This is a genomic window from Pseudarthrobacter quantipunctorum (assembly GCF_045291495.1).
Taxonomy (GTDB): Bacteria; Actinomycetota; Actinomycetes; order Actinomycetales; family Micrococcaceae; genus Arthrobacter; species Arthrobacter quantipunctorum.
Window position 1 is genome coordinate 3848841 of the sequence record NZ_CP148033.1, and the last position, 23352, is coordinate 3872192.

The window sequence follows — 23352 nt, forward strand, 5'->3', positions numbered from 1 at the left end:
TCTATTGGCCCCAGTAGGGCAATACGTACATGGCAAAGATGACGAACGCCGCAAGCAGTGCCAGCTGTCCGGCACCGGCGGTACCGGGGCGGCGGGCTTTTGAACCCGGGCGGCGTCCCGCTGGAGTGTGGCCCTCCCCGGACCGGACTGCCGAAGAGCCGCCCCGGGCCACCGGACGTGCTGGCGGAGCCGGCCTAAGAGCGGGGGCTCCGGCACTCGCGGGTGGCACCGAAGGCGGAACTACCGTCCCCGGCCGGACGTGCCGGAACGCCATGATGCCCGGTTCCTGTTCATGCGTCAGCTCCTGGCCCAGCTGCGCATACAGTCCCGCCACCGCCTGCTGGTCCAGCACCTGGGGCAACGCCTCAATGGCGCCAACCACACGCTGCGTACCGGCCACGGCCACGTCAGAGCCGGTCACGCCAAACAGGTCCGGTTGGGCGGCCATGCAGATCAGCGGACGCACCAGCCTCCGGTACGGCGGCGAAACCACGGAGGACACCGCAGCACATTGGGCCAGGGCGCCCTCCACAGCCTGCGTCCTTGCGTACCGCCCCTGCCAGAGCACCCCGGACAACACCCGGACTTCGCCCGTCCAGTTCTTGCAGTCCACCACCACAACTCCGCCCGGCCCCACCAGGACATGGTCCAGGTTGGCTTTCGGCCTGCCCGGCCAGTGCACATCATGGAGCACGTACCAGCCGTGCGGGACCAACTCGCCCAGCTTGTCCGCCACCATCTTCCCGCTTACGGCATCCGTGTCCCAGGGCTTTGTCGAAACCTCCGCTTCGTCAAGCCGGCGCTTGAGCCTGGCCACCCTTTCGGCGGCCAGCCTGGACTGCTCGGCTTTCCCGTCTCCTGCCCCCATGGCCGCCCCTGCTTCCCTGCCGGAAGGACGACGGCGGAGGGCCGCCGTCGTGCCTTGCTTACGGATGATTTCCCCGACTTTCTCGAAAGTAACAGGGCGTGCAGCAGGCGGTATATAAGTACTTTGGTGGGGCCGGTACTCAGGTTCACTACTCGTTTGATGACGATCTTCCGTCACAGGCCGGACACAGTGGCCGGATTCCGGACGGATCGTTTTGACTCAGGTCCCTGTCTGGCATGCTGGTGGCATGGCTAGCCGCGCGGGCACAGTTGCCCAACCCCAGGACCTTGTTGACATCACTGCGCTTCTTGACGCGTATTACGACATCACGCCCGATCTAGGTGATCCCGGCCAGCGCGTGGCGTTCGGTACCTCCGGACACCGCGGCTCCAGCCTGAAGGCATCTTTTAATGAGCAGCACATCGTTGCCATCACCCAGGCCATCGTGGAGTACCGGGCGGGGCAGGGCATTACCGGGCCGCTGTTCCTGGCCAAGGACACGCACGCCCTCAGCGAGCCGGCGCAGAACTCCGCGCTGGAGGTCCTGGCAGCCAACGGCGTCCAGGTCCTCGTGGACGCCCGCCACGGCTACACCCCCACCCCGGCGCTCAGCCACGCAATCCTGACGTATAACCGGAAGGCCGCCGCCGGCGCCCCGCAGGCAGACGGCATCGTGGTGACGCCGAGCCATAACCCGCCGGCAGACGGCGGCTTCAAGTACAACCCCCCGCACGGCGGCCCTGCCGATTCCGATGCCACCGGCTGGATCGCCAACCGCGCCAACGAACTTCTCGAGAACGGCCTGCGCGGGGTTAAGCGGATTCCGCTGGCCGACGCGCAGGCTGCGGACACCACCGGCAAGTTCGACTTCCTGAGCAGCTACGTGGACGACCTCCCCTCGGTCCTGAACCTGGATGCCATCCGTGACGCCGGTGTGCGCATCGGCGCCGACCCCATGGGCGGCGCGTCCGTGGATTACTGGGGCGAGATCGGCGAGCGCCACCACCTGAACCTCACCGTGGTGAACCCCACCGTGGATCCCCAGTGGGCCTTCATGACCCTGGACTGGGACGAGAAGATCCGGATGGACTGCTCCTCCCCGGCGGCCATGGCCTCCCTGATCAAGCGCATGTCTGCTGGTGCGGACGGGTCGGCCGCGTTCGACGTCGCCACCGGCAACGATGCCGACGCCGACAGGCACGGCATCGTTACACCTGACGGTGGGCTGATGAACCCGAACCACTACCTCGCCGTGGCCATCGACTACCTCTACCGCAACCGCAGCGGCTGGAACCCGGCCTCCGTGGTGGGCAAGACCCTTGTCTCGTCCTCCATCATCGACCGCGTGGCCGAGAGCCTGGGCCGCAAGCTCGTTGAGGTTCCGGTCGGCTTCAAGTGGTTCGTACCGGGCCTGCTCTCCGGGGAGGGTGCGTTCGGCGGCGAGGAATCGGCCGGCGCTTCCTTCAACAAGCTGGACGGCAGCGTCTGGACCACGGACAAGGACGGCATCCTGCTGGCCCTGCTCGCTTCGGAAATCACTGCCGTCACCGGCAAGTCCCCGTCCCAGCTCTACAAGGGCCTGACGGACCAGTTCGGCGCCCCCGTCTACGCGCGCATTGATGCAGCAGCCACGCGGGAGCAGAAGTCGGCACTCGGCAAGCTGTCGCCGTCGGACGTCACTGCGACGAGCCTGGCCGGGGAACCCATCCTGGCCAAACTGACGGAGGCTCCGGGCAACGGCGCATCGATTGGCGGGCTCAAGGTGGTCACTGAGAATGCGTGGTTCGCCGCCCGCCCGTCCGGCACCGAGGACGTCTACAAGATCTACGCCGAGTCCTTCAAGGGCGAGGAGCACCTCAAGCAGGTCCAGGCGGAAGCCAAGGCCCTGGTGGACAGCGTCATCGCCTAGCTGCCCCGGTTTTCCGGCAGGGCCCACAGCCGCAGGATGCGCCGGACGGTATGGTCACCGTCCGGCGCCATGTCCACCAGCGCAATCCGGTCGAGCACCAGCGTTTCGCCCGGGCGCAGGCGGCGGCCGTGCTGGTGGGAGATGTGCGGCCGGTAGCCGGACCCGGTGTGGGCCGGCGTGAGGATCCTGCCGCCGGAGCTTTCAACAACCGTGGCCAGCTGCTCGTGCAGCGCCTGCAGGTCCGGCTGCGGCTGGACAAGGCTGACGGGCACGGAGCCGTTCCGGCCGAAACCCGCGTCCTCCCCCACCTGGAGGTTCGCGCCCAGGGCCGCTGCCGCATGGGGGCCTGCCAGGCCGGCCAGGCGGACGGAGACGTCGGCACTGTCGGCAGTCCCGACGTCGAACCTCACAAGCGTGATGTGCAGCGGCCATTCCGTGCGCAGGAAAACGGAGCCTTCCGCCACCGGCTCCACGAACGCCACGAAGATGAGGTTCCGCATCGGCATGGCACCAGTCTCCCACTCCCCCAACCCGGCCGGCACAACCCAACGCTCTCGCACTTGATGCGCCTTAACCACCAACGCTCTCGCACTTGATGCGCCTTAACCACCAACGCTCCCTCACCGGGTGAAGGAGCGTTGGCAGAAAGGGCACATTAAGTGAGAGAGCGTCCTAGACGGTGCGGACAACATCCTCGTAGGCGAACTTGGGCTTGGCTTCGCCCCATGCGTCCTCGGCCGGCTGGCCGATGTTGACCACCAGGAAGCTCTTCTGGCCGCCGTCGGGGAAGAACGCCTCGTCAATGGCACCGAAGTCGGCTCCCGTCATGGGGCCTGCGGCGAACCCGAGGGAGCGGACGGCCAGGATGAAGTAGCCGGCCTGCAGGTGCGCGTTGTTGTTGCCCGTGGCGGCGGCGAGTTCCGGGTTGGCGTCGTACATGGCCTTGGGGGCGTTGTAGCCGGGGAGGAAGGCGTCCCACCGGCCGGCCCAGTCCGTGTCGTAGCTGAGGATGGCCACCAGCGGGGCTGAGGCCGTCTTGGCGCGGTTGCCGGCCATGAGGGCGTCCACCAGCTTGGCACGCGCTTCGTCCGAGCGGACATAGGTCACGCGCAGCGGCTGTGAGTTGAAAGCGGTGGGGCCGAACTTGGTGAGCTCGTAGATGGCCTGCGCCTGCTCGTCGGTCACCTCTCCGGTGAAGGAGTTGGCGGTGCGGGCCTGCGCGAAGATAGCGTCGACGGCGGCCGAATCGATAACCGCTTCTTCATGGGCAATGGTCATTGGCTTCCCTTTCGCTGTGCCTCCCCGTCCGTATGGGGCTGGCCTCGTTGCTTTCCAATGGTTGCAACTTCAACCAGCCGTGTCCTCTTCCCGTGACGGCCCGTGACATCAGACACAGCAGTCCGGCGCGAGTTCACGGGCGGTATTCTTATCCCAGTTAATCTCCGCCCTCCGCGGCCCCCCTCGAAAGCCCCCGAAAGGCCTCCGCCCATGAGCATGCTCGGAATCAAATGGAAGCTGCACGGCACAGGCAAGTCCATCAAGCCGGGGCATGTGGTGGCCCCGGACGAGCGGCTGGCCTGGCCGCTGACCATCGGCGTGGGTATGCAGCACGTGGTGGCCATGTTCGGCGCCACCTTCCTGGTGCCCATCATCACCGGAATGCCGCCAGCCACCACGCTGTTCTTCTCCGGCATCGGAACGCTCCTGTTCCTGGTGATCACCAGGGGCCGGGTTCCCAGCTACCTGGGCTCAAGCTTCGCGTTCATCGCGCCCATCATGGCATCCCAGCAGCAGTTCGGCGTGCCCGGAGCCCTGGGTGGCGTGGTCATGGCCGGCGCCGCCCTGGCCCTGGTGGGGGCCATCGTCCAGAAGTTCGGCGCAGGCTGGATCAACCGCCTGATGCCGCCTATCGTCACCGGCGCCATCGTGGCGCTTATCGGGCTCAACCTTGCGCCTGCGGCAAAGCAGAATTTCGACGCCGCTCCCGTCACCGCCGTGGTTACGCTGGCCACCATCATCCTGGTCAGCGTGCTGTTCAGGGGAATCCTGGGCCGCCTCAGCATCCTGGTGGGCGTGGTGGTGGGCTACCTTGTGGCGATGCTTCGCGGTGAGGTGAGCTACGACAAGATGGAGGCCGCGGCTTGGGTGGGCCTGCCGCAGTTCCAGACCCCCGAGTTCCATGTGGGCGTCCTGGGACTGTTCGTGCCTGTAGTGCTGGTCCTGGTGGCGGAGAACATCGGCCACGTGAAGTCCGTGGCCGCAATGACCGGCCAGAACCTCGACGGCGTCTCCGGACGTGCGCTGATGGCCGACGGAGCCGCCACCGTGCTGGCCGGCTTCGGCGGCGGCTCCGGCACCACCACATACGCCGAGAACATCGGCGTCATGGCTGCCACCAAGGTCTATTCGACGGCGGCCTACTGGGTGGCAGGCGTCTTCGCCATCCTCCTGAGCTTCTCCCCCAAGTTCGGCGAGCTCATCGCTACCGTCCCACCCGGAGTGCTGGGCGGCGCGGCCACCATGCTGTACGGCATGATCGGGATCCTCGGCGTAAAGATCTGGGTGCAGAACAAGGTGAACTTCTCCAACCCCGTAAACCTGACCACCGCCGCGGTGGCGCTGATCGTCGGCATTGCGGACTACACCTGGACCATCGGTGACCTGAAGTTCACAGGCATCGCCCTGGGGTCAGCCGCCGCCCTGGTGATCTACCACGGCATGAAGGCCATCGCGAAGGCCCGGGGCACGGTAGCCGAGCCCGAAACTGAGCACGCCGGATTGCCTCCGGAGGCCAAGGCGGCCGCGAAACGCTCACCGAAAAAGCGCTAGGCCTCGTTCAGCGACAGGGGCTCGGCGGGCAGGACCGCCGGATGGACGACCGGCAGATGCCCGTGCCCGAAGACGGGCCCGGGACGGGGACGTTTGGGAACCAGCGGGGCCTCCGCGGGATGCCTGACCTGCCGGATCGCCCAGGGAACAAGGTATTCCCGGGCCCAGGCGAGGTCGTTCGCCCGGGCTTCCTTCCAGTTGCGCGGCGGAAGCGCCTTGGGCTGCAACGGTTCAAGGCTGTGGCTGACGGCCAGGGCCTGCAGTACCCCCAAAGCTATGGTGTGGTGGCCCAGCGGCGAGAAATGAAGGCGGTCAGGATCCCACATGCCGGGTCGGGTGAGGTCGCGCAGGCACCAGAGGTCAACCATGACGGCGCCGTGCCGGGCGGCCACCACGTGCAGGTTTTCGTTGAGGATGGCCACCTTGCCGCGTATCTGGCCGAAAACCGGAGTGGTGCCCCAGTCCGGACCGGCGAAAAGGACCACGGTGGCCCCCGAACGGGTGAGCTGCTCCACGCCGGCGTCGATCTTCTCGGCCAGCTTGTCCGGATCGCTGCGGCGGAACACGATGTCGTTGCCGCCGGCGGACAGCGTCACCAGGTCAGGCATGGCGGCCAGCGCCGGCCCCACCTGCTGATCGAGGATCTCCTGCAGCCGCAGGCCCCGGACCGCCAGGTTGGCGTAGGCGAAATCAGGCTGCCGCGCACTGAGCTCCTCAGCCACCCGGTCAGCCCAGCCCCGCAGCCCGCCCTGGTTCAGGGGCTCGGGATCCCCCACCCCTTCGGTGAAGGAATCGCCGAGTGCCACAAAGCGGTGCCATGGGTGCCGCCCCGGGCCAACCGGCTGGCCGGGCCGTTGCTCCTGCATCGGCGTTGTCATGCCGTCCTCCCTTCCTCCGTGTGCGATGGGTCCTTGGCGCGACGGGCTTTACGCCGCCGGGGCCGCACCTCCTGGTCCAGCTCGGCGGGGGGCAGCAGGCGGAAGTCCGCGACGCCGTCGGGCGTTCCTTGCCTCAGCCCGGCAGGCTCCCTGCCGGGCTGAGGACCGGGGCCCTCCCTCCCGGCACCCGGCACAACGACGTTCAGGGCGGCATCGCGCAGGTCGAGTTCGTGGTGCAGCGCCTGCGTCTGCAGGAACCGAAGGGCCCCCTCGCGGCTGAGGCCGTACTCGTCCATGAGGCTGCGCACCGCCAGGTCCACCAGGACAAGGGAGCTTTGCACGACGGCGATCCCCGCCGTCGCCTCGGCGCGCTCCGCCACCCGCACTACAACACGCAGGGCCCTGGCCACCTGCTGCGCGTAGGTCCGGCTCCGCAGGAGGTCGTCGCTGCTGAAGGCGTGCGGAGAGGCGGCATAAAGGTTGATGGCGGCACTCGTTCCGCCCTCGGATGCGATGGGCACGGACAGGAGGGACTGCACGCCATGCCCGGCGGCGGCGCTGGCGTACCCGGGCCAGCGGCGGTCGCGGCTGACGTCGGACAGCAGCACGAATTCGCTGGTTCGGAGCGCCTCCATGACCGGGCCGTCGGCAAAGGAGCACTGTTCCCGGTCCGCTTCACGGGCGGTTTCGGTGCCGGCAGCAACGGTGTGCGCCTGGCCCAGGCGGAAGATGGTGGCAGCCCAGCTGATGCCGCGCTGGCTCCCCTTGATATCGGCCATGAAGTCGCGCGTGACGTCCCAGAGGTAGGTCTCAACGTCCTTGCTGTCGAACACCTGTTCCGGGGGTACTGGAAGGGGTCCCCAGCCGAGCTGACCTGTGGGTTCCGCGGCCATAATCAACGCCTTGGTTGAAGCGCTCCGGCCTACTGCAAAACCTCTTTCTAAGAATACGTCCCCCGCGCGATTCAAGGGAGGGGGGACGTACGGATCAGCCGGCCGGCTCCTGGCTCAGCACGACGTCGCGCGCCTCCACATCCCGGTCCGTCACCGTGGTGGGCGACTCAAGGTGGACGGCCCCAGAGGGCAGGATGCCGGCACCCCCGTACAACTCCATCACCTTCCACTGGGCCACGACGTCTTCGCCGGCGTGGTCCGGCGGCAGGCTGTCCCAGAAGGCGAAGCCCCCGGAGGCGGTAAGTGCGTCGCGGCGGTACATCGCACAACCGCCCAGCCAGGCCACCCGGTACGGAACCCACTGGCCGGGCTGCAGGGACAGGTCGGCGCTGATATGGCTGAGGTTTGCGGCGCTGTGCAGGGGCCACCGCTCAAAACCGGGAGCGCCGGGCCGGATCCGCTCAGCCGTAACCGGGCCCTCCCACGCCTCAAAGGCTGCGGTCTGCTCCGGTCTCCTGTCCTCAAGATAGGACAGGCCCTGGGGTGCCATCCCCACGAAACCACATGCCAGCTCGTCAAGGGCACAGCTGAGCCGGTGGAGCGCCCCGGGTTCCAGCCACACGTCGTCGTCCAGGAACAGGCATTTCTCCGCGCTGGACTGCTCCAGCAGGAACTGGCGGTGTTCAGCCAAGCCACGCCTCGGCAGGTGGCGGAGGCGGGTGACGGGCCGGCCCTGGGCTTCGAGCACCCGCACCATGGCCGCGGCAGCAGGATGGTCCCAGCCGGGGCTTCCGGTTGACTGGTCACTGATGACGACGGCGAACGACGGCTCGGCCTGCGCGGCAAGACCTGCGAGGGTGACGGCAAGTTCAGCCGGGCGGTTGCAGGTAGGCAACAGGACATCCACGTCCACGCTGTCCGGCAGCTCCACGCGCTGCGCCCATTGTTCCGACGATCTCCTGGCCACGGCCCACCTCCTGGCGCCTGCATGAGGGCATTGATTGCGAATGGGGTTCGCCGTGACCCTTACCCACCTCACGCCGGTCTATGCCCGGCACGCCGAAGGCCTCCGCCCCCGGTTCCGGGGAACCAGGAAGGAGGCCTCCAGGGAAGTGATGCCATGCCGTCAGACGGCGTCGGCCGGCCGGTCAGCCGGCGTCGAAGCTCTCGTCGTCGTCGTTCGGTGACTTCTCTTTGGGGAGGTCGTTGCCGCTGCCGTCCGGAATTCCGGCCGCTTCCTGTCCGGGTTCGGACGAGACCGGAGCGGAACCCTGGGAGTCGTCGTTGGACTCGTCGATTTCGGCGGCGCTGGAGGGAAGGTCCACGTCGCGCGGCACGGGATTCCCGCCGCTGCCGGACTGCGGCTCGTTGGTGTCCACGCTGCCCGTTCCGCCGCCCACAGCGCCCTGGCCTTCACCCAGTTCCTGCTCCGCGGTGGGCGTGCCGTAGCCGCCGGGGTCCGTCTCGGGCTGTGCGTGCTGGTTTTCCTGCGTCATCATTTCCTCCTGTTGTCCGTTGGGATGGAATTTCTTGCTGCCGGCCGCTTCCTGCCTAGAGGCCCTTGCCGCCGGTCACCGGCAGTACGGCCCCGGAAATGTAGGAGCCGTCCTCGGAGGCCAGCAGCACGTAGGCAGCGGCGAGTTCGGCCGGCTGGCCCGCCCGCTCCAGGGGCGTGTCCTGGCCGAACTTGGGGAGCTTTTCCGGCCACTCAGTCGCCGGGATCAGCGGCGTCCAGATAGGCCCGGGGGCCACGGCGTTGACCCGGATGCCGTTGGGACCCAATTCTTGGGCCAGCGCTTTGGTGAACGCCACCTGGGCAGCCTTGGTCATGGCGTAGTCGATCAGCCCCGGGGACGGATTGAAAGCCTGGATCGATGCAGTGGTGATGATCGAGGCGCCCGGCTTGAGGAGCGGCACCGCGGCCCTCGCCGTCCAGAGCAGTGAGTAGAGGTTCGTCTTGAAGACCCGGTCGAATTCCTCTGTGGGCAGGGACTCAAGGCTCTCGCGGTTCTTCTGGTAGGCCGCGTTCAGGACCACCACGTCCAGCCGCCCGAATCCGGCTGCGGTTTCCTCGGCGATGCGGGTGCTGAAGGCCTCTTCGCGGCCGTCCCCCGCGAACAGGAGGACGCGCTGGCCCGCCTTGCGGATCCAGTCCGCGGTGTCCTGGGCGTCCTCTTCCTCTTCCGGAAGATAGGAGATGGCCACGTCTGCGCCCTCACGCGCGAACGCAATGGCGACGGCCTTGCCGATCCCGGAGTCGCCGCCCGTGATGAGTGCCGCCTTGCCCTGCAGTTTGCCGTGGCCCTCGTAGCTCAGTTCCCCGTGGTCCGGCTTCGGTTCCATGGGCGCCGTGAGCCCGGGCTGCTTCTGTTCCTGCTCCGGAAACGGGCCCGCGTGGTAGCCGCCCCGGGGATCCTTGGGCTGGTCCACCTGTTTGTCTGTGTCGCTCATAGTCCGCCTGCTCACTGTGTCGGTTTTCGAAGAGCTCCGCCGTTCACCTGCTCTTCGAAGCTATCCCGGCCGGAGGAGCAAAGTCCACCGATCGGGGCGAATAATCAGTAAACTTATCAAATGTTGTTCCGGGCGCAACGCCTGCCTTGTTTCTGGGTACGGGAAGAGTAGAAAGGGAACAAGGGGCAGGCGAAGGAAGGAGAGGCAATGTCCGAGGTGGAGGACTACACGGGCAGAACGGGCAGGAACGAAACCCGTGAGGAGCAGCTGGACCGGAACTGGGCCGAGCTGCTGCAGGAGATGCGGGTACTGCAGATGGGCGTCCAGATCCTGGCCGGCTTCCTGCTGACACTCCCTTTCCAGGAACGGTTTGAAGACCTTGATGATTTCCAGGTGGGGCTCTACCTGGCCAACGTGGTTATTGCCGCCCTGACCACTGCGCTCATCCTCCTGCCGGTCAGTGTGCACCGGCGGCTCTTCCGGAAGCGGCTCAAGGAAACCCTGGTCTCCAGCGGGGACACGATCGCCAAAATCACCCTTGCCGGCATCGCGCTGCTGAGCGCGGGCACCGCGGCGCTGGTCTTTGACGTGGCTGCGGGGCGCACCGCCGGCCTCACTGCGGGCGGAACGCTGATGGCCGTGATGGTGGTCCTGCTGGTCTACGTCCCCATCCACTTGAACAGGCGCGCTGCGGCCGGGCAGGCGTCGCCGGACCAGGACGAAGATTAGCCATGCGCAAATGGGTAAAGGAGCATGGGCTGCTCCTGGTGAATGCGGGCCTGTTCCTGGTCTTCTTCACCGGCATGATCCTTACCGGAGCCGCCAACTACAGCGAGGAACAGCAGGCGCACGGGGAACCCGCAGTCTCAGTCCTCCAGTTCATGGCCACCGGCGAATTCATCGAGGCCACTTTTGAAAACTGGGAGTCCGAGTTCCTGCAGATGGCCATGTATGTGGTCCTGACTGTCTTCCTGTTCCAGAAAGGCTCATCCGAATCCAAGCCGGTGGGCAAGGACGCTCCCCAGGACGAGGACCCAAGGCAGGCGGCCATCACAAAGGCCACCCCCTGGCCGGTCAAGGCCGGCGGCGCCGCGTTGAAGGTCTACGAGCACTCGCTGTCGATCCTCCTGTTCCTGCTGTTCCTGGGCTCGTTTACGGCGCACGCACTGGGCGGGGCTGAGGCGTACAACGAGGAACAGCAAAGCCACGGGCAGCCCACCGTCACTGCCCTTCAGTATGTGGGCACAAGCCGCTTCTGGTTCGAATCCTTCCAAAACTGGCAAAGCGAATTCCTGGCCGTCGCCGTCCTGGTGGGCGCGTCGGTGTACCTGCGCGAAAAAGGATCACCCGAATCGAAGCCCGTGGCAGAACCCCATCACGACACCGGCACCTGAGCCGCTTCCCCGAAAGGAAAAGAGCATGCGAACGATCCTGAGGTCTGCACTTCTGGCACTTTTGCTCATCGCCGCACCCGCGTTTTCGCTGGGAACGGCCCAGGCCTCGCCCTCCGCCGGCGCGGCGCCTGTCGTGGCGCAGGAAGGCGCCGCACCCTCCGCCGCCGGGTGGGCGCTGGCGGGCACCTCCCCGACGCCCTCCCCGGGGGATACCGCTTCCACCGGCCCTGCGAATCCGGGCACGGGCGAGTCGGCTGAGAACGAGTCCACCAGGGTCAATTTCGCCCCGTGGGTCATTGCCGGGATCGCCGTCGTGGTGCTGATCCTGATCCTGATCTGGCGGCGGCGCCGCAACACCACCATCGTCTAGTCCGTCAGGCGCCCTCAAGTACCTGGCTTGTTGCCCACGCCAGGTACTTGGCGGCGTGGGCGACGGCGTCCTGGGGGCTGGGGGCCACGTCCAGCAGCTGCGCGGCAGCCACCACACCGTGTTCGGCAAGTTCCTCGGGCGTCACCAGGATGCGGCCAGCCACGACGATCACGGGAATTCCGCGCTCACGTGCCGCGTCCGCCAGCGCGATGGGCGCTTTACCGGTCAGGGACTGCGAGTCCATGGACCCCTCGCCGGTGATCACCAGGTCCGCGCCGCCCAGTTCCGCGGCCAGGCCGGTAAGCCCTGCCACCAGCGCGAAGCCGCCTTCCAGCGTGGCCCCGGTGAAGGCAAGGAACGACGCCGGGAAGCCGCCGGCGGCGCCGGCCCCGGGGACGTTCACGTCCCGGCCGGTGGCCTCACGGAGGATCGATGCCCAGTTGCGGAGGCCGGCGTCGAGCAGTTCCACAGTGTCCGCGTCCGCGCCCTTCTGCGGCGAGAAGACGTGCGCGGCCCCCGACGTTCCATAGAGCGGGTTGCGGACGTCCACGGCGATCCTGAAGGTGGTGGCGGCCAGCCGGGGGTCGAGGCCGGTGGTGTCCAGCGAGACGACGTCGGCAAGGGATCCGCCGCCCAGGGGGACCACGTTCCCGGCCGAGTCGAGCGGCTTGAGGCCCAGGGCGCGCAGGGCGCCGCTGCCGCCGTCGGTCATTGCCGATCCGCCCAGCCCCAGCACGATCTCTGTGGCGCCGGCGTCCAGCGCCGCCGCGATGAGCTGCCCACAGCCGTAGCTGTGGGCGCGGAGTGCGTTGGCCGGGGTGGGCTCCATGTCCGCAAGGCCGGAGGCCTGGGCCGTTTCGATGACGGCGGTGACCTTGCCGTCGTCGGACGTGTGGATGGCCCACGCGGCTGCCAGGGGGGCCAGGATGGGACCCACGACGGCGTTGAGCCGCTCCTCGAAGCCGGCGGCCACGGCTGCTTCCAGGGTTCCTTCGCCGCCGTCGGCGATGGGGAACTGGGTGGCAACGGCCTCCGGGTACACCCGCAGCGCACCTTCGGCGATGGCAGCAGCGGCTTCAGCCGCCGTCAGGGAACCCTTGAACTTGTCCGGAGCAATAAGAATGCGCATGCGCTCCATCATGCCAGCCGGAGATTGGAAAGCGCTTGCCAAATCCGGAATGCGGACAGCACGGGGAGGCGGGTCAGCCTTCGCGCCACTCTTGGCTGGTGATGTGCGATCCTGCCTGCGGGCCCATCTGCAGCATCCCGCCGTCCACTGCCCAGGAGGCGCCGTTGACGTAGCTGGCCGCCGGCGAGGCGAGGCAGGCGATGACGGCAGCAATTTCCCGCGCGTCGCCGGGCCTTCCCAGCGGGACACCCGGCCGGTCCTTGGTGGTGGGGTCCTCATCTTCCTGCCCGGTCATGGGCGTGGCAATCTCGCCCGGGGCCACGCTGTTGGCCGTGATGCCGTGCTCGGCCAGCTCGAGGGCCAGTGTTTTCATGAGCCCGCCAAGGCCGTGCTTGGACGCGTCATAGGCGGACGCCCCGACCCTCGGCTGGAATTCATGGACGCTGGTGACTGCAATGAGGCGCCCTCCCCTGCCCGCCTTCACCATCCTGCGGGCAGCTGCCTGGAGGCAGACAAACGCGCCGTTGAGATTGGTGTCCAGGGTTTGCATCCAGGTGTCGATGTCCAGGTCCAGGAACTTGGTCCCGTCACCGGTGCCGGCGTTGTTGACGAAGACATCGACTCCACCCAGCTCGTCTGCCAGTTCCTCAATGACAGCGGCGGCGGCACGCAGTTCGGTGGTGTCCAGCTGCCGCACCACAGCCTTGCGTCCCAGCCGGCGGACCTCCTCGGCAGTGTCCTCGGCCCCCGCTTTATCCGAGTGCCAGGTGATGCCGACATCCATCCCCGCCTGGGCAAGGGCGACGGCGGTAGCCTTCCCTATGCCCGAGTCCGATCCCGTCACGATGGCGGTGCTTGGGGTGAATCCTGCGGTGTCCTGCATGGTGGCAGCCTTTCAGTCAGTCAAGCGGGGCAGTACGTGGATGGATGACGGCCGAATTGCTCCTCAGCTGGCTAGGCCGGGCGGCGGAGTTCCTCCTGCCGGGTATCGCCGTCCTGTGCGGAGTGTTCCGCTTCCGGCACGGCCATCAGCGGGACGGCGAAGGTCACCACCGGACGGCCTTCGGGATCATCGGCGGACCTTATGGTCAGGCTCCTGGTTCCGGGCGGCACGGACGGGCTGAAAACCTGCAAATTCCGGGACCCGAGCGTGGCGGAGTCCTGGAAGAAGTACTCGGTGCCGAAGTGGTCCTCAAGGATGATGCGTGGCTCAGGTCCGCCATCGGAAGCCATATGGATGTTGACCACCAGCCCGGTGGCCCAGATCTCGACCGAGAGAACAGTGAATTCCGTGGAGCGGGTAACGTGCTGGCCGTAGGTGGGGGGCAGCAGCATCGTCCGGAGATCGCCGGAGGGAATAAGTTTGCGCATAGTAGTTCCTGTAGTTTCTGCTTCCGCCGTTGGCGAAGCAGCCCCGGCGTGATGGGCCGGGGCTGGGCCGTGCGCGGCTGGAAGGGTAGCGGCTCAGGCGTCCTCGCGGCCGGGATTTTCCAGCCGGAAGAAATTTGACTGCTGGCCGTCGCTGCGTTGTTCCTGGTAGATGAAGTTCAGCCCGCGGGAGTCGAAGGTTTCAAACCATTCCTCCCAGCTGATGTGGCGGAGTTTGTCGTTCTCGTCGCCAAAGTCGATCCGGAGCACTCCGAGATGGTCACCGTGCTCGGTGCCTTCCACGGTTGCCGGAACGCCGTTACGCTCTTCGGCCCACTGCCGGATCACTTCATGGTGCGTGGTGGCCAGGCTCCGGCCTTCGCGCTCGGGTTCGTCCTCCGTTGAGGTGACCTCCTGTGAATATTTGAGGGATTTTGATGACTCGGGGCCAGTGCGGACCTTACCTTCGTCGGGGCCGGCACCCAGATCTTCCGGATCCCGGTCCGCCCCGCGTTCGCTGGCCTTGTTGCCCTTGTCCTGTGCCACGGCCATCCTTTCCCCAAGGTCGTTAACTAGTAAGTCTACTTACCATCTAGCCTCCGGATCCGCCCCTGTGTCAAGGGTTCTGGAAGCACCTTGTGGAACAACTGTGGGGAACACCAACCGGGCAGGCCACAGTTGCGGAAAGAGAGCGGCGGACGGCTACTTCCTCGGGCGCAGCACCGCGAAATAGCCCGGAACCTGGCTTTGGCCGTCAACCCCGGTCGCCGGGTTGGTTTCGATGGCTACCCCGCCGTCTGCCAGGAGTTCCCAGGCCTCCGGAGGAAAAGCGCGCGAGCGTTCCCCGGGGCCAAAGTGGCCGGGCATGGGCAGACCGCGGATCGCACGTTCCAGCGGAGCCGGGATGTTGCGGCGCGTGGCGCCGAGGTGGGAGACATACTCCACCGGGTTGCCCTGGAAATTGGTCTCCGCCAGGAACACTGTGCCGCTGCTGCCGGCCAGCAGCCGCAGGTTTTCGACCATCGCCACCTGGTCAGCCGCATTCAGGACGTGAAGGACGCCCCGGATGAAGACGTTCGCATCGCCCTGGATGGCGAGCGCTCCGGCTGCCCCCGTTTTGGTCATGTCCACGGCCTGGTAGCGGAGCCTGCCTGCCCGGCTGCCGGCCCCGGCATGCGCATCGGCATGCGCTTCGGCATGGGCTACCGCGTGGCCGGATACATCCACACCCACGGCCTCGGCGAAGACGCCGGCCAAAGCCCTGGTGAAACGTCCGTGCCCGCACCCCACGTCTATGACGGGAAGTCCACGGTCCAGGTAACGGAGCAGCACGTCCCGGTAGCCGAGGAACTCATTGTCCGTGCCCGGGTCCCACAGAATGTCACTGCCGGCGCCCCTGCCACGGATACCCGCCCAGTACGTGTCCCATGCCACCGGCCGGTCCTTGGGGGCAGAGCGGGACAGCCTGATGAGCTTGGGAACCATCAGGTATTTCTGCAGGACGGAACGCACAGACTTTGCGGCAGGGGACTTCGCTGGGGAGGACACGGAACAAATATAGGTGTCCGCCGCTCCCGGACGCGATCTGCCGTATTGCTGCAGGCTGCATGCCCGTAATTCCGGCACTTCCCCCGCCCCGGCCGGGACCGGCAAGTCCTCCGCCCCCTTAACGTGCGCTTTTCACCGGTCCGCCCGCCCGGCGTCGCCATACAATGAGAGTCAACTGGGAGGGAAGGGGGCACTGTGGCGGCTGAATCGCCGAGTGACCTGGGCGCGCTGCGCACCGCCGTCGTGGCTGATCCCGACGGCGGGCGGCTGGAAACGTACGCCCGGACGCTGCGGGACGCCGGGTACAGCGTCCTGTGCGCGGGAAACGCTAACGGCCTCGCGGCTGCAGTGGACTCCTGCCGGCCTTCCGTGGTGGTGGTGGACGCTTCGCTCTCCGCTGTGGAAACGGCCGCGCCGGTCCTGGTGGTGGTGGACCTGGACGATCCGGCGGAGCTCGCAGCCATGAACCCCTCCGGAATACATGACTGCATCGCGAAGCCGCCGCCGTCCCGGGAACTGGTCCACCGCGCCACCGCGCTGATCGACCAGGTGGCCCGCCGCAAAGCCGCGCGGCAGGAAACCGAAGCCCTCCGCGAACAGCTCCGGGAGGTATCGGCAGCAGTCCGGGCAACGAACGATCCGCAGGAGATAGCCCGCCATGTGGTGGCCGGCTTCGGCCGGACGTTCAAGGCCGATCACGTATGGCTGGCCACCTTCGAGGACAGCCGGGTACCCCGCATCAACGCCGCCTGGAGCAGGCCGGGCCTTGAGCCCCTCCCCGAACAGGCGCTTCCGGATGAAGAGTACGCGCAGCAGACGGCGGACCGGCTCTGGGCCAACGCCGAGACCATGTCCACTGCCGGGACGGACGAGCCTGCGGCGGGAGATGCGCCTGCACCGGGAATCGCCAATGCCGTGTCGTCGCTGGCAGTGCCCATGGGCGAGGGGAGCTCGTCGCTGGGCATCATCTGGATCGCGATGCTTGACGGACCGCGGACATGGTCCGGCACCGAGCTCGGGCTCATGCAGCACGTGGCAGGCAATGCGGCGTACGGACTCATCCAGAGCCACCTGATCAGCAGCCAGCAGCAGGTAGTGAAGCAGCTGCAGCAGCTCGACAAGGCCAAAACGGACTTCCTGGCAACAGTGAACCATGAGCTGCGGACGCCGCTGACGTCCATCATGGCCTACCTGGACATGATCCAGGAGAGCACCGAACAGCCCGTCTCCCCCGAAGTCCACCAGATGCTGGACATCGTGGTCCGGAACACCGAGCGGCTCCGGATCCTGATCGAGGACATGCTGAGCGTCTCCCGCAATGGCCTTGATGACAGCCTGCTGCACCTCACCCCGGTACGGCTGGGACAAACACTGGACCTGGTTGCGGCAGCACTCAGACCCCTGGCCACGCAGCAAAACGTCACAATCGCCGTGGACCCGGTTCCCGAGGATCCGGAGATCCTTGCCGATGAGGTGCAGCTGCAGCAGGTCTTCACCAATCTCGTCTCCAACGCCATCAAGTTCACACCGAGCGGTGGGCGGATCGAGGTGGGCAGCGAGTCGCACTCGGCATCGGATGGCACCCGTTGGGCCACCGTCAGCGTCGCGGACACCGGCATCGGCATCTCGAGTGATGAGATCGACCACGTCTTTACGCGTTTCTACCGGGCCTCCAACGCCATGTCCGGCGCCATTCCCGGGACCGGCCTGGGGCTGGCCATCACCAAGGACATCGTGTCCCGGCACGGCGGCCGGATCGATGTGTCCTCGACCCTGGGCAGCGGCACCACGGTCACCGTCAGCCTCCCCCTTGACACCCGCAGCCAGGAAAACTGAACCCGAATGCAGGAACAGAATGTTTGCGGATAACGACCCGCGGCTCTCCCAGCTCCTGGAAGGCATTGTGCGCCTGGCATCCGGCGACCTGACCTCCCGGATCGAAGTGTCCCCCGCGCGCGATGAACTCGACGCGATCATCATGGGCACCAACCTGCTCGCCGAGGACCTTCAGATCATCTACGAAGAGCTCGAGCAGCGCGTGCAGGTGCGGACCCAGCTCCTGCACGAAGCCCACCTGGAAATGCAGAAGATGGCCATGCAGGACCCGCTCACGGGCCTGGCAAACCGCTCCGCCCTGATCGACGCGCTGAAGGGCGCATTGGAGGCGGACGCCAATCCCCAGTCCGGGGAGGGCCCGGCCCTCCTGCTGATGGACCTGGACGCCTTCAAATCCATCAACGACAGCCTGGGCCACACCGCCGGCGACCACGTCCTGGTGACCGTGGGAGAAAGGATCCGCAGCGCCGTCCGTGAATCCGACGTCGTTGCCCGCCTGGGCGGCGACGAGTTCGCCATCGTCCTGCCCGCGGCGTCCCCGGACCAGGCGGGCATCGTAGGGCATCGCATCCTGGCGGCGCTGGGACAGCCGGTGGAGCTGCCCGGCCGCAGCGTGCGCTGCGGTGCGAGCATCGGGCTCAGCGCAGGCGGTGCCGGCAAGACCCCCGAGGACATGCTGATGGAAGCCGACGTCGCCATGTATGCCTCAAAGGCGGAAGGCCAGAACCGGCTGCACCGCTTCGAACCCGGGCTCCTGCTGGTCCGCAGGCTTCGCAGCCAGCTGGTGGAGGACCTGCGTGCCACCCTCAAGGACGGCGGCCTGACCCTCTACTACCAGCCCGTGGTGGAGCTGGCTACCGGACGGATCGAAGGCGTGGAGGCCCTGGTCCGCTGGAACCACCCCACCCGCGGCTTCATCATGCCCGATGAGTTCATTCCCCTCGCCGAAGAGGCCGGCCTGATCTCCGAGCTGGGGCTGTGGGTGCTCCGGGCCGCGGTGCACCAGCTCCGCGACTGGATCGACGCAGGGCTGGTGGACAGCCGGTTCTCCGTCCGGATCAATATCTCGGCCACGGACCTGCAGAGCCTGCAGTTCATCGAGGACGTCAGGAATGTCCTGAAGGAAACCGGCGTAAGGCCCGAGCAGGTGGTGCTGGAGCTGACGGAAGTGGCAATCGTCAAAGGGAACGAACTGGACCGCTATTCGCTGGGCGGTCTCCGGGGACTGGGTGTGGGCATCGAGATCGACGATTTTGGCACCGGTTACTCGTCCATCAGTTATTTGCGCCGGCTTCCGGTGGACCGGGTCAAAGTGGACCGGTCCCTCATCACTGGCCTGGGAACCGATCCGACCCAGCCCGCACTGGTGGCAGCGGTCCTGCAACTGGTCAGGGCCTGCGGACTCGAGGCCGTATGGGAAGGCGTGGAAACGGCAGAGCAGGCCGAACTCCTTCGCGGCCTGGGCTGCCTCAGCGCGCAGGGCTATTTCTTCAGCAGGCCCGTCCCGCCCGGGCAAATTCCGGAATTGCTGGCGGCCCAGGCTGAAAGCCCGGCCCAGCAGGGGTAAAGTACTGCGCTTTTGTTTCCCGCGATATACGATCATCGTGCGGTGTCTGGTTTTCGTCGCCGCGAAAATCAGGTTTCAGCATGGACACCGGAATTAAAAGGCGTTTGGAAATTGAACAACATCGGGGCCACTGGGTCATTACTTCGTCAACTGGGGGCGTAGCTAATGTCGGTTCGTACACAAGCATGGGGAATTATTGCCGCTGTGCTGGCGGATACTGATCCGTCCGGAGAGGCTGTCCGGCAGCGGCTGAGCAACAGCCTGGATGAAAATCCGGGAGTGCCGGAACGGGCGCTGCTCGAATATCTCCTGGAGACGCGGCGCAGCGACGCCAATACCGCGGAAACGCTGGAGAGCGCCCGGGAAATGCGGATTACCCCCGCAGTCCCGCCGAAAGTGGCAGAGCAAATCGACGCGATCCGCAGCATGTCACGCATCAGCGCGCTGCTCGAAAGCCAGATGCTCATGACCGCCTTCCAGCCAATCTATGGCCTGGCAGAAAAAAGCGTGGTGGGAGTCGAGGCGTTGTCCCGGTTCGTCAGCGATGACGGCGCTGCCGCGGAACTGTGGTTTGCCGAGGCCGCCGCCGTCGGCCTGGGCGCGAACCTGGAATTCGCCGCACTGGGATCTGCGGCCGCCGCGGCGAAGTCGCTTCCCGGGAACCTGTTCGTGTCCCTCAATATCTCGCCCGCTTCCTGCCTGGACCCCCGCCTGCCTGAATTGTTCGATCACATCGACCTGCCCATTGACCGGGTAGTGCTCGAAATGACGGAGACCGTCAAGGACGAGGAATACCCGCAGTTCATTTCCGCCATCAACCCGCTGCGGGACCGGGGCCTGAGGATCGCCGTGGACGACACCCACTCAGGGGCGGGGGCACTGAGCCGGATGGTGCACCTCCGGCCGGACTTCCTGAAACTGGGCCGGAACGTGATCGGCGATGTGGACAATGACGGCATCCAGCGCGCCCTGGCCGCCTGCCTGGTGGACTTCGCGGAGCAGATCGGCACCACCCTTGTCGCCGAAGGCGTAGAAACCGCAGGGGAACTCAAAGTCCTCACCGAGCTCGGCATCAGCGCAGGGCAGGGCTACCTCCTGGGCAGGCCTTCTGTCCGGCCCATAGACTGGGCCAGCTGGAACGGTCGCCTGGACGTGGACGGGCTCAACCGCCACCTTGCGGGAAGCGGACAGGCCGGCGAACCTTCGGTGGCCAACGAATCGCACTGACCCGCCAGCGGGGCCGGCGCCCTCCGGAGGACATCCGGAGGACCAGCCGCCGCTGGTGCTATTCGCTGTGGCCCTGGTCGCCGCTCATCTGGTCTTCTGCCGGAGGCGTCTCGCCCGGAGGTACTCCCCCGCCCGGTTCCAGGCCCGTGATATTGCCCTCGGCGGGATCCGGATTCGACGAGCCGGCAGAGTCTTTCCCGCCCTGACCGGCGCCGCCGGGCCGGCCGGCAGTTGGCTGGCTCACGCCTTCCCTGGCACCGGCAGGCGGGGTCTTGCCCGGCTGGTCCGGGTTTGCTGGATCATTTTCGGGATGGTAGCTGCTCATGGTGCTTGCGTCCTTCCTGCCCGGCCGCGGTTCCTTGCCCCGGCTCTGGACTAATTGTAAGCATGCTGATAATTCTGGAAGGGTAATGCTCCGGGCATCCGCTGGGGCGCCCGGCACGCGACGCGAGAAGGAGCAGTCACATGGGTATCGGCGACAGCATCGGCAAGGCAGCAGAAAACGCCATGGAGGATCTGGCGGGTACATCAAAGCCCACAGAGTCAGCGCATGTTCCTGAGCCCACCGACCCGAATGATGACGTGGAGGTCCACTCGTCCATCAGCGAGGGCTCCAATGCCATGGAGGCGGAGAAGCAGAAAGCCCCGGGGCTCAAGACCGGAGCTGCTCCGGGCCCGGTCTCCGAGTCCCCCTTTGGCGGGGACGTGGAGTCGGATGGGGAGGGTGGCGGCCCGGCCGCCGCTGGAAACAGCAGTGCAGGCCAGGACGACGACGGCGGCCCCGCCGGCGGCGCGCAGGCACCGGGCGGCTCTCCCGCTTCCCACCGCGGCGTCCCGGGCTCAGGAGGCCTGCCGGAGTCCAACCCTGACGAGTTGCGGGCCGACCCGTCCGAAGGCGACCAGGACCCGTCCACCAGCACCGGCCGCGGCTAGGAGCGGCGCGCGATCCGGGGAGTAGTCAGCGCGGCTGGCGCCGTCAGCCGCGCGGCCACTCTCCGCGTTCAAGCAGCACCTCGCGGAGCAGGTCCGCGCGGTCGGTGACCAGCCCGTCCACGCCCAGCTCCAGGAGCCGGCGCATCTCCTCCGGATCGTTGATGGTCCAGACGTGCACCACGAGGCCCAGGGCGTGGGCCCGCCGGACAAAGCCGGGTGTCACCACGTGCACCCGGCCGTAGCGCACCGGAACCTGCAGGGCGTGGACTCCGCGAAGGTTCCAGCGCATGCTCCACCTGAAGACCGGCCCGGGGAGCAGGCGGCCCAGCAGGGTGAACAAACCCACCGACACCACACCGGCCGATGCCGCCACCGGCTGGCTCAGCAACTTCAGCACCGCCCGCCGCCGGCGGTCCGAGAAGCTCGTCAGCAACACCCGGTGGTGCACCTGGTGTTTTTCGATTCCGGCCGCGATGCTGCGGACGGAGTTCCAGTCCTTGACGTCCACGTTGAGCCGGACCCCGGGCAACTCCGCAAGCAGCTCGTCCAACCGCGGGATAGGCTCACGTCCGCCGATGCGCGCGTTAGCCACCTCGTGGGCGGGGAGCTCGGATACCTTCCCGCTGCCGTCGGTCACGCGGTCCAGCGTTTCATCGTGGAAGAGGAGCACTACGCCGTCGGCTGTGGTGTGGACATCGGTCTCGAGGTAGCGGTAGCCGAGGTCGACGGCGGCGCGGAACGCGGCCATGGAATTTTCCAGGCCGTCCCGTGAAAAGCCGCGGTGCGCCATCGCGATGGGTATCGGGGACCCGTCCGCGGCGGCATGGTCAAAGAACGGGAGGCTCACACTGCGAGCGTACCCCTGCCGAAGCAGGCCGGGTCAGCGTCAGTCCCCGTGCGTGACTGCGTCTTCTTGAAGAACGATGTCCACGCCGTCGCTGCAGTGCAGCAACGCCCGGCCGCGGCCGCCGTCGAAATCGATCCACACCGCGGAGTGGTCAGCGGTGACTGCATCGACCAGCCCGCCGGCCTCGAATCCGGGGGCGAAGAGGACGCGGACGCGGTCGCCCTGCCTGAGCTTCTTCCAGTGCGGCGCGGGCGTCGCCTGGCGCGGCGCGTCAGCGGTTGCAAGCCTGGTTTTTCTTGCCATTGTTACCCCTCGAGCCTGTTACCCCTTGAGCCGGGATGGAGGGGTTGGGCCCTCCATCACCAACGTTAGGGAGCGAAGGTGAACGTGAGGTGAGCGCCAGCTGTGAAAACGGGGCAATGTCCGGCGCACCTAGGGGGAAGTGCGGCACCTGGGCGGGGAAGTCCGGCGCCGGGATCAGGAAAGCCGCACGCCCAGCGAGGCCAGCCGTGATTCCAGAACCTGGGCCACGCCGTCGTCGTCGAAATGCGGCGCCTGCTGCCCGGCCGCACGAATGGCTTCCGGATGCCCGCTGGCCATGGCGTAGCCGTGCCCGGCCCAGCGGAGCATCTCGATGTCGTTGGGCATGTCCCCGAACGCCACCACGTCCTCGGCGCCGATGCCCAGGGCGGAGGCGTACTCGGCCAGGGTGACGGCCTTGTTGACCCCGGGCAGGGCGAGCTCGAGCATGGACACCCCGGGTGAGGAATGGGTGGCGGAGGCGAGATGTTCGACGGCGGGGGCCACTTCGGCGAGGAAGTCGTCGGCGGTGCCTTCGCGGACGATTGCGAGGAACTTCACCACGGCGTCGTCTTTGACCAGCGTTTCCGCCAGCGGCGCCGGCGTGAATTCGGAGAGCAGTTCGCTGGAGCCGTTTTCGATGAACCCGGGTTCAAGGTGGAACCCCCCGAGCGTCTCGGCGGCGAACAGCGCTGCGGGGCGCAGCCGTTTGATGACGCGGCGGACTTCCAGGACCGCGTCGAGGGTCAGCGTCCGGGCGGAGACCAGCTTGTCAGCCTCAAGGTCCCAGACCACGGCGCCGTTGGAGCAGATGACAGTGCCGGTGTGGCCCAGCTGGTCCTGCAGGGGGTGCAGCCAGCGCGGCGGGCGGCCAGTGACAAAAACGAGTTCGACGCCGGCATCCCGGCAGGCGTGGAAGGCACGGACGGTGCGGTCACTGATTTTGCCATCATGGCCGAGGATCGTTCCGTCTATATCGCTTGCTACCAGCCGCATCCTGCCAGT

26 protein-coding genes are annotated in these 23352 nt (G+C 66.9%); 9 read left to right on the forward strand and 17 right to left on the reverse strand.

The window, feature by feature from the left end:
- Position 1 precedes the first annotated feature (1 nt).
- Entirely contained in the window at positions 2-868 is an 867-nt protein-coding gene (locus tag WHH00_RS17565) for an NERD domain-containing protein (protein ID WP_406634797.1), read from the reverse strand.
- Between the two features lie 247 nt (positions 869-1115).
- On the opposite strand from WHH00_RS17565, the gene pgm reads away from it, so the two are divergent.
- Entirely contained in the window at positions 1116-2777 is a 1662-nt protein-coding gene (gene pgm, locus WHH00_RS17570) for a phosphoglucomutase (alpha-D-glucose-1,6-bisphosphate-dependent) (RefSeq protein ID WP_406634799.1), read from the forward strand.
- Here the strand turns inward: pgm and WHH00_RS17575 are convergent.
- A complete protein-coding gene (locus WHH00_RS17575) occupies positions 2774-3283 on the reverse strand; it encodes a 2'-5' RNA ligase family protein (protein WP_406634801.1) in 510 nt (169 codons plus the stop codon). The genes pgm and WHH00_RS17575 overlap by 4 nt on opposite strands.
- Positions 3284-3449: 166 nt before the next feature.
- The gene (locus WHH00_RS17580; protein ID WP_231456333.1) at positions 3450-4055 is read right to left on the reverse strand and encodes a malonic semialdehyde reductase; all 606 of its coding nucleotides are present in this window, start codon (positions 4053-4055) and stop codon (positions 3450-3452) included.
- 210 nt (positions 4056-4265) lie between these two features.
- Between WHH00_RS17580 and WHH00_RS17585 the strand changes: the two genes are divergently transcribed.
- Positions 4266-5606, forward strand: coding sequence for a uracil-xanthine permease family protein (locus WHH00_RS17585; protein WP_406634803.1), 1341 nt, complete (start codon positions 4266-4268; stop codon positions 5604-5606).
- On the opposite strand, the gene WHH00_RS17590 is transcribed toward WHH00_RS17585, so the two are convergent.
- The 5 genes from WHH00_RS17590 to WHH00_RS17610 all read right to left on the reverse strand — a co-directional run bounded on the left by WHH00_RS17590 (position 5603) and on the right by WHH00_RS17610 (position 9828).
- Positions 5603-6484 carry an SGNH/GDSL hydrolase family protein gene (locus tag WHH00_RS17590; protein WP_406634804.1) on the reverse strand — a complete coding sequence of 294 codons (882 nt, stop codon included), beginning with the start codon at positions 6482-6484 and terminating at the stop codon, positions 5603-5605. The two genes, WHH00_RS17585 and WHH00_RS17590, sit on opposite strands and share 4 nt — an antisense overlap.
- Positions 6481-7377, reverse strand: coding sequence for a GAF domain-containing protein (locus WHH00_RS17595; protein WP_406634806.1), 897 nt, complete (start codon positions 7375-7377; stop codon positions 6481-6483). Before WHH00_RS17595 ends, WHH00_RS17590 begins: the two co-directional genes overlap by 4 nt.
- A 94-nt stretch (positions 7378-7471) precedes the next feature.
- Positions 7472-8344 carry a glycosyltransferase family A protein gene (locus WHH00_RS17600; protein WP_406634808.1) on the reverse strand — a complete coding sequence of 291 codons (873 nt, stop codon included), beginning with the start codon at positions 8342-8344 and terminating at the stop codon, positions 7472-7474.
- 181 nt (positions 8345-8525) lie between these two features.
- Entirely contained in the window at positions 8526-8873 is a 348-nt protein-coding gene (locus WHH00_RS17605; RefSeq protein WP_406634810.1) for a hypothetical protein, read from the reverse strand.
- A 55-nt stretch (positions 8874-8928) separates the two neighbouring features.
- Positions 8929-9828 carry an SDR family oxidoreductase gene (locus tag WHH00_RS17610; RefSeq protein ID WP_406634812.1) on the reverse strand — a complete coding sequence of 300 codons (900 nt, stop codon included), beginning with the start codon at positions 9826-9828 and terminating at the stop codon, positions 8929-8931.
- A gap of 207 nt (positions 9829-10035) precedes the next feature.
- Between WHH00_RS17610 and WHH00_RS17615 the strand changes: the two genes are divergently transcribed.
- Genes WHH00_RS17615 through WHH00_RS17625 form a run of 3 tightly spaced genes read left to right on the forward strand, consistent with a single transcriptional unit; the run spans position 10036 to position 11592 of the window.
- Complete coding sequence (locus tag WHH00_RS17615; RefSeq protein WP_406634814.1) at positions 10036-10557, forward strand: DUF6328 family protein; 522 nt, start codon at positions 10036-10038, stop codon at positions 10555-10557.
- 2 nt (positions 10558-10559) lie between these two features.
- Positions 10560-11222 carry a DUF6766 family protein gene (locus WHH00_RS17620; protein WP_350001407.1) on the forward strand — a complete coding sequence of 221 codons (663 nt, stop codon included), beginning with the start codon at positions 10560-10562 and terminating at the stop codon, positions 11220-11222.
- Between the two features lie 25 nt (positions 11223-11247).
- The gene (locus WHH00_RS17625; protein WP_406634816.1) at positions 11248-11592 is read left to right on the forward strand and encodes a LuxR family transcriptional regulator; all 345 of its coding nucleotides are present in this window, start codon (positions 11248-11250) and stop codon (positions 11590-11592) included.
- 4 nt (positions 11593-11596) lie between these two features.
- Here the strand turns inward: WHH00_RS17625 and WHH00_RS17630 are convergent, their stop codons facing one another.
- From WHH00_RS17630 to WHH00_RS17650, 5 genes are all read right to left on the reverse strand, one after another.
- Entirely contained in the window at positions 11597-12721 is a 1125-nt protein-coding gene (locus WHH00_RS17630; RefSeq protein ID WP_406634818.1) for a glycerate kinase, read from the reverse strand.
- A gap of 73 nt (positions 12722-12794) precedes the next feature.
- The gene (locus tag WHH00_RS17635; protein ID WP_406634820.1) at positions 12795-13604 is read right to left on the reverse strand and encodes an SDR family oxidoreductase; all 810 of its coding nucleotides are present in this window, start codon (positions 13602-13604) and stop codon (positions 12795-12797) included.
- A gap of 71 nt (positions 13605-13675) precedes the next feature.
- A complete protein-coding gene (locus WHH00_RS17640; protein WP_406634822.1) occupies positions 13676-14092 on the reverse strand; it encodes a hypothetical protein in 417 nt (138 codons plus the stop codon).
- Between the two features lie 93 nt (positions 14093-14185).
- Positions 14186-14635: a hypothetical protein gene (locus WHH00_RS17645; protein ID WP_406634824.1), complete on the reverse strand. Its 450-nt coding sequence runs from the start codon at positions 14633-14635 to the stop codon at positions 14186-14188.
- Between the two features lie 156 nt (positions 14636-14791).
- Complete coding sequence (locus tag WHH00_RS17650; RefSeq protein ID WP_406638667.1) at positions 14792-15574, reverse strand: class I SAM-dependent methyltransferase; 783 nt, start codon at positions 15572-15574, stop codon at positions 14792-14794.
- A gap of 258 nt (positions 15575-15832) precedes the next feature.
- Between WHH00_RS17650 and WHH00_RS17655 the strand changes: the two genes are divergently transcribed.
- The 3 genes from WHH00_RS17655 to WHH00_RS17665 all read left to right on the forward strand — a co-directional run bounded on the left by WHH00_RS17655 (position 15833) and on the right by WHH00_RS17665 (position 20267).
- The gene (locus tag WHH00_RS17655; RefSeq protein WP_406634826.1) at positions 15833-17473 is read left to right on the forward strand and encodes an ATP-binding protein; all 1641 of its coding nucleotides are present in this window, start codon (positions 15833-15835) and stop codon (positions 17471-17473) included.
- Between the two features lie 19 nt (positions 17474-17492).
- Positions 17493-19040: a putative bifunctional diguanylate cyclase/phosphodiesterase gene (locus tag WHH00_RS17660; RefSeq protein WP_406634828.1), complete on the forward strand. Its 1548-nt coding sequence runs from the start codon at positions 17493-17495 to the stop codon at positions 19038-19040.
- Positions 19041-19205: 165 nt separating this feature from the next.
- Positions 19206-20267 carry an EAL domain-containing protein gene (locus WHH00_RS17665; protein WP_406634830.1) on the forward strand — a complete coding sequence of 354 codons (1062 nt, stop codon included), beginning with the start codon at positions 19206-19208 and terminating at the stop codon, positions 20265-20267.
- Between the two features lie 58 nt (positions 20268-20325).
- Here WHH00_RS17665 and WHH00_RS17670 read toward each other — a convergent pair whose 3' ends face one another.
- Positions 20326-20592: a DUF6480 family protein gene (locus WHH00_RS17670; RefSeq protein ID WP_406634832.1), complete on the reverse strand. Its 267-nt coding sequence runs from the start codon at positions 20590-20592 to the stop codon at positions 20326-20328.
- A 140-nt stretch (positions 20593-20732) separates the two neighbouring features.
- Here WHH00_RS17670 and WHH00_RS17675 point away from each other — a divergent pair, with 140 nt between their 5' ends.
- A complete protein-coding gene (locus WHH00_RS17675; protein WP_406634834.1) occupies positions 20733-21200 on the forward strand; it encodes a hypothetical protein in 468 nt (155 codons plus the stop codon).
- A gap of 43 nt (positions 21201-21243) precedes the next feature.
- On the opposite strand, the gene WHH00_RS17680 is transcribed toward WHH00_RS17675, so the two are convergent.
- From WHH00_RS17680 to WHH00_RS17690, 3 genes are all read right to left on the reverse strand, one after another.
- Positions 21244-22047: a glycerophosphodiester phosphodiesterase gene (locus WHH00_RS17680; protein ID WP_406634836.1), complete on the reverse strand. Its 804-nt coding sequence runs from the start codon at positions 22045-22047 to the stop codon at positions 21244-21246.
- 39 nt (positions 22048-22086) lie between these two features.
- Complete coding sequence (locus WHH00_RS17685) at positions 22087-22350, reverse strand: hypothetical protein (RefSeq protein ID WP_406634838.1); 264 nt, start codon at positions 22348-22350, stop codon at positions 22087-22089.
- Positions 22351-22524: 174 nt separating this feature from the next.
- Positions 22525-23343, reverse strand: coding sequence for an HAD family hydrolase (locus WHH00_RS17690; RefSeq protein WP_406634839.1), 819 nt, complete (start codon positions 23341-23343; stop codon positions 22525-22527).
- Positions 23344-23352: the final 9 nt, after the last annotated feature.

Bases quoted from the DNA above. Each gene is read 5' to 3' on its own strand.
- WHH00_RS17565 (WP_406634797.1), bottom strand. From the start codon at position 868: ATGGGGGCAGGAGACGGGAAAGCCGAGCAGTCCAGGCTGGCCGCCGAA.
- pgm (WP_406634799.1), top strand. From the start codon at position 1,116: ATGGCTAGCCGCGCGGGCACAGTTGCCCAACCCCAGGACCTTGTTGAC.
- WHH00_RS17575 (WP_406634801.1), bottom strand. From the start codon at position 3,283: ATGCCGATGCGGAACCTCATCTTCGTGGCGTTCGTGGAGCCGGTGGCG.
- WHH00_RS17580 (WP_231456333.1), bottom strand. From the start codon at position 4,055: ATGACCATTGCCCATGAAGAAGCGGTTATCGATTCGGCCGCCGTCGAC.
- WHH00_RS17585 (WP_406634803.1), top strand. From the start codon at position 4,266: ATGAGCATGCTCGGAATCAAATGGAAGCTGCACGGCACAGGCAAGTCC.
- WHH00_RS17590 (WP_406634804.1), bottom strand. From the start codon at position 6,484: ATGACAACGCCGATGCAGGAGCAACGGCCCGGCCAGCCGGTTGGCCCG.
- WHH00_RS17595 (WP_406634806.1), bottom strand. From the start codon at position 7,377: ATGGCCGCGGAACCCACAGGTCAGCTCGGCTGGGGACCCCTTCCAGTA.
- WHH00_RS17605 (WP_406634810.1), bottom strand. From the start codon at position 8,873: ATGACGCAGGAAAACCAGCACGCACAGCCCGAGACGGACCCCGGCGGC.
- WHH00_RS17610 (WP_406634812.1), bottom strand. From the start codon at position 9,828: ATGAGCGACACAGACAAACAGGTGGACCAGCCCAAGGATCCCCGGGGC.
- WHH00_RS17615 (WP_406634814.1), top strand. From the start codon at position 10,036: ATGTCCGAGGTGGAGGACTACACGGGCAGAACGGGCAGGAACGAAACC.
- WHH00_RS17620 (WP_350001407.1), top strand. From the start codon at position 10,560: ATGCGCAAATGGGTAAAGGAGCATGGGCTGCTCCTGGTGAATGCGGGC.
- WHH00_RS17625 (WP_406634816.1), top strand. From the start codon at position 11,248: ATGCGAACGATCCTGAGGTCTGCACTTCTGGCACTTTTGCTCATCGCC.
- WHH00_RS17630 (WP_406634818.1), bottom strand. From the start codon at position 12,721: ATGCGCATTCTTATTGCTCCGGACAAGTTCAAGGGTTCCCTGACGGCG.
- WHH00_RS17635 (WP_406634820.1), bottom strand. From the start codon at position 13,604: ATGCAGGACACCGCAGGATTCACCCCAAGCACCGCCATCGTGACGGGA.
- WHH00_RS17640 (WP_406634822.1), bottom strand. From the start codon at position 14,092: ATGCGCAAACTTATTCCCTCCGGCGATCTCCGGACGATGCTGCTGCCC.
- WHH00_RS17650 (WP_406638667.1), bottom strand. From the start codon at position 15,574: ATGGTTCCCAAGCTCATCAGGCTGTCCCGCTCTGCCCCCAAGGACCGG.
- WHH00_RS17660 (WP_406634828.1), top strand. From the start codon at position 17,493: ATGTTTGCGGATAACGACCCGCGGCTCTCCCAGCTCCTGGAAGGCATT.
- WHH00_RS17665 (WP_406634830.1), top strand. From the start codon at position 19,206: ATGTCGGTTCGTACACAAGCATGGGGAATTATTGCCGCTGTGCTGGCG.
- WHH00_RS17670 (WP_406634832.1), bottom strand. From the start codon at position 20,592: ATGAGCAGCTACCATCCCGAAAATGATCCAGCAAACCCGGACCAGCCG.
- WHH00_RS17675 (WP_406634834.1), top strand. From the start codon at position 20,733: ATGGGTATCGGCGACAGCATCGGCAAGGCAGCAGAAAACGCCATGGAG.
- WHH00_RS17685 (WP_406634838.1), bottom strand. From the start codon at position 22,350: ATGGCAAGAAAAACCAGGCTTGCAACCGCTGACGCGCCGCGCCAGGCG.
- WHH00_RS17690 (WP_406634839.1), bottom strand. From the start codon at position 23,343: ATGCGGCTGGTAGCAAGCGATATAGACGGAACGATCCTCGGCCATGAT.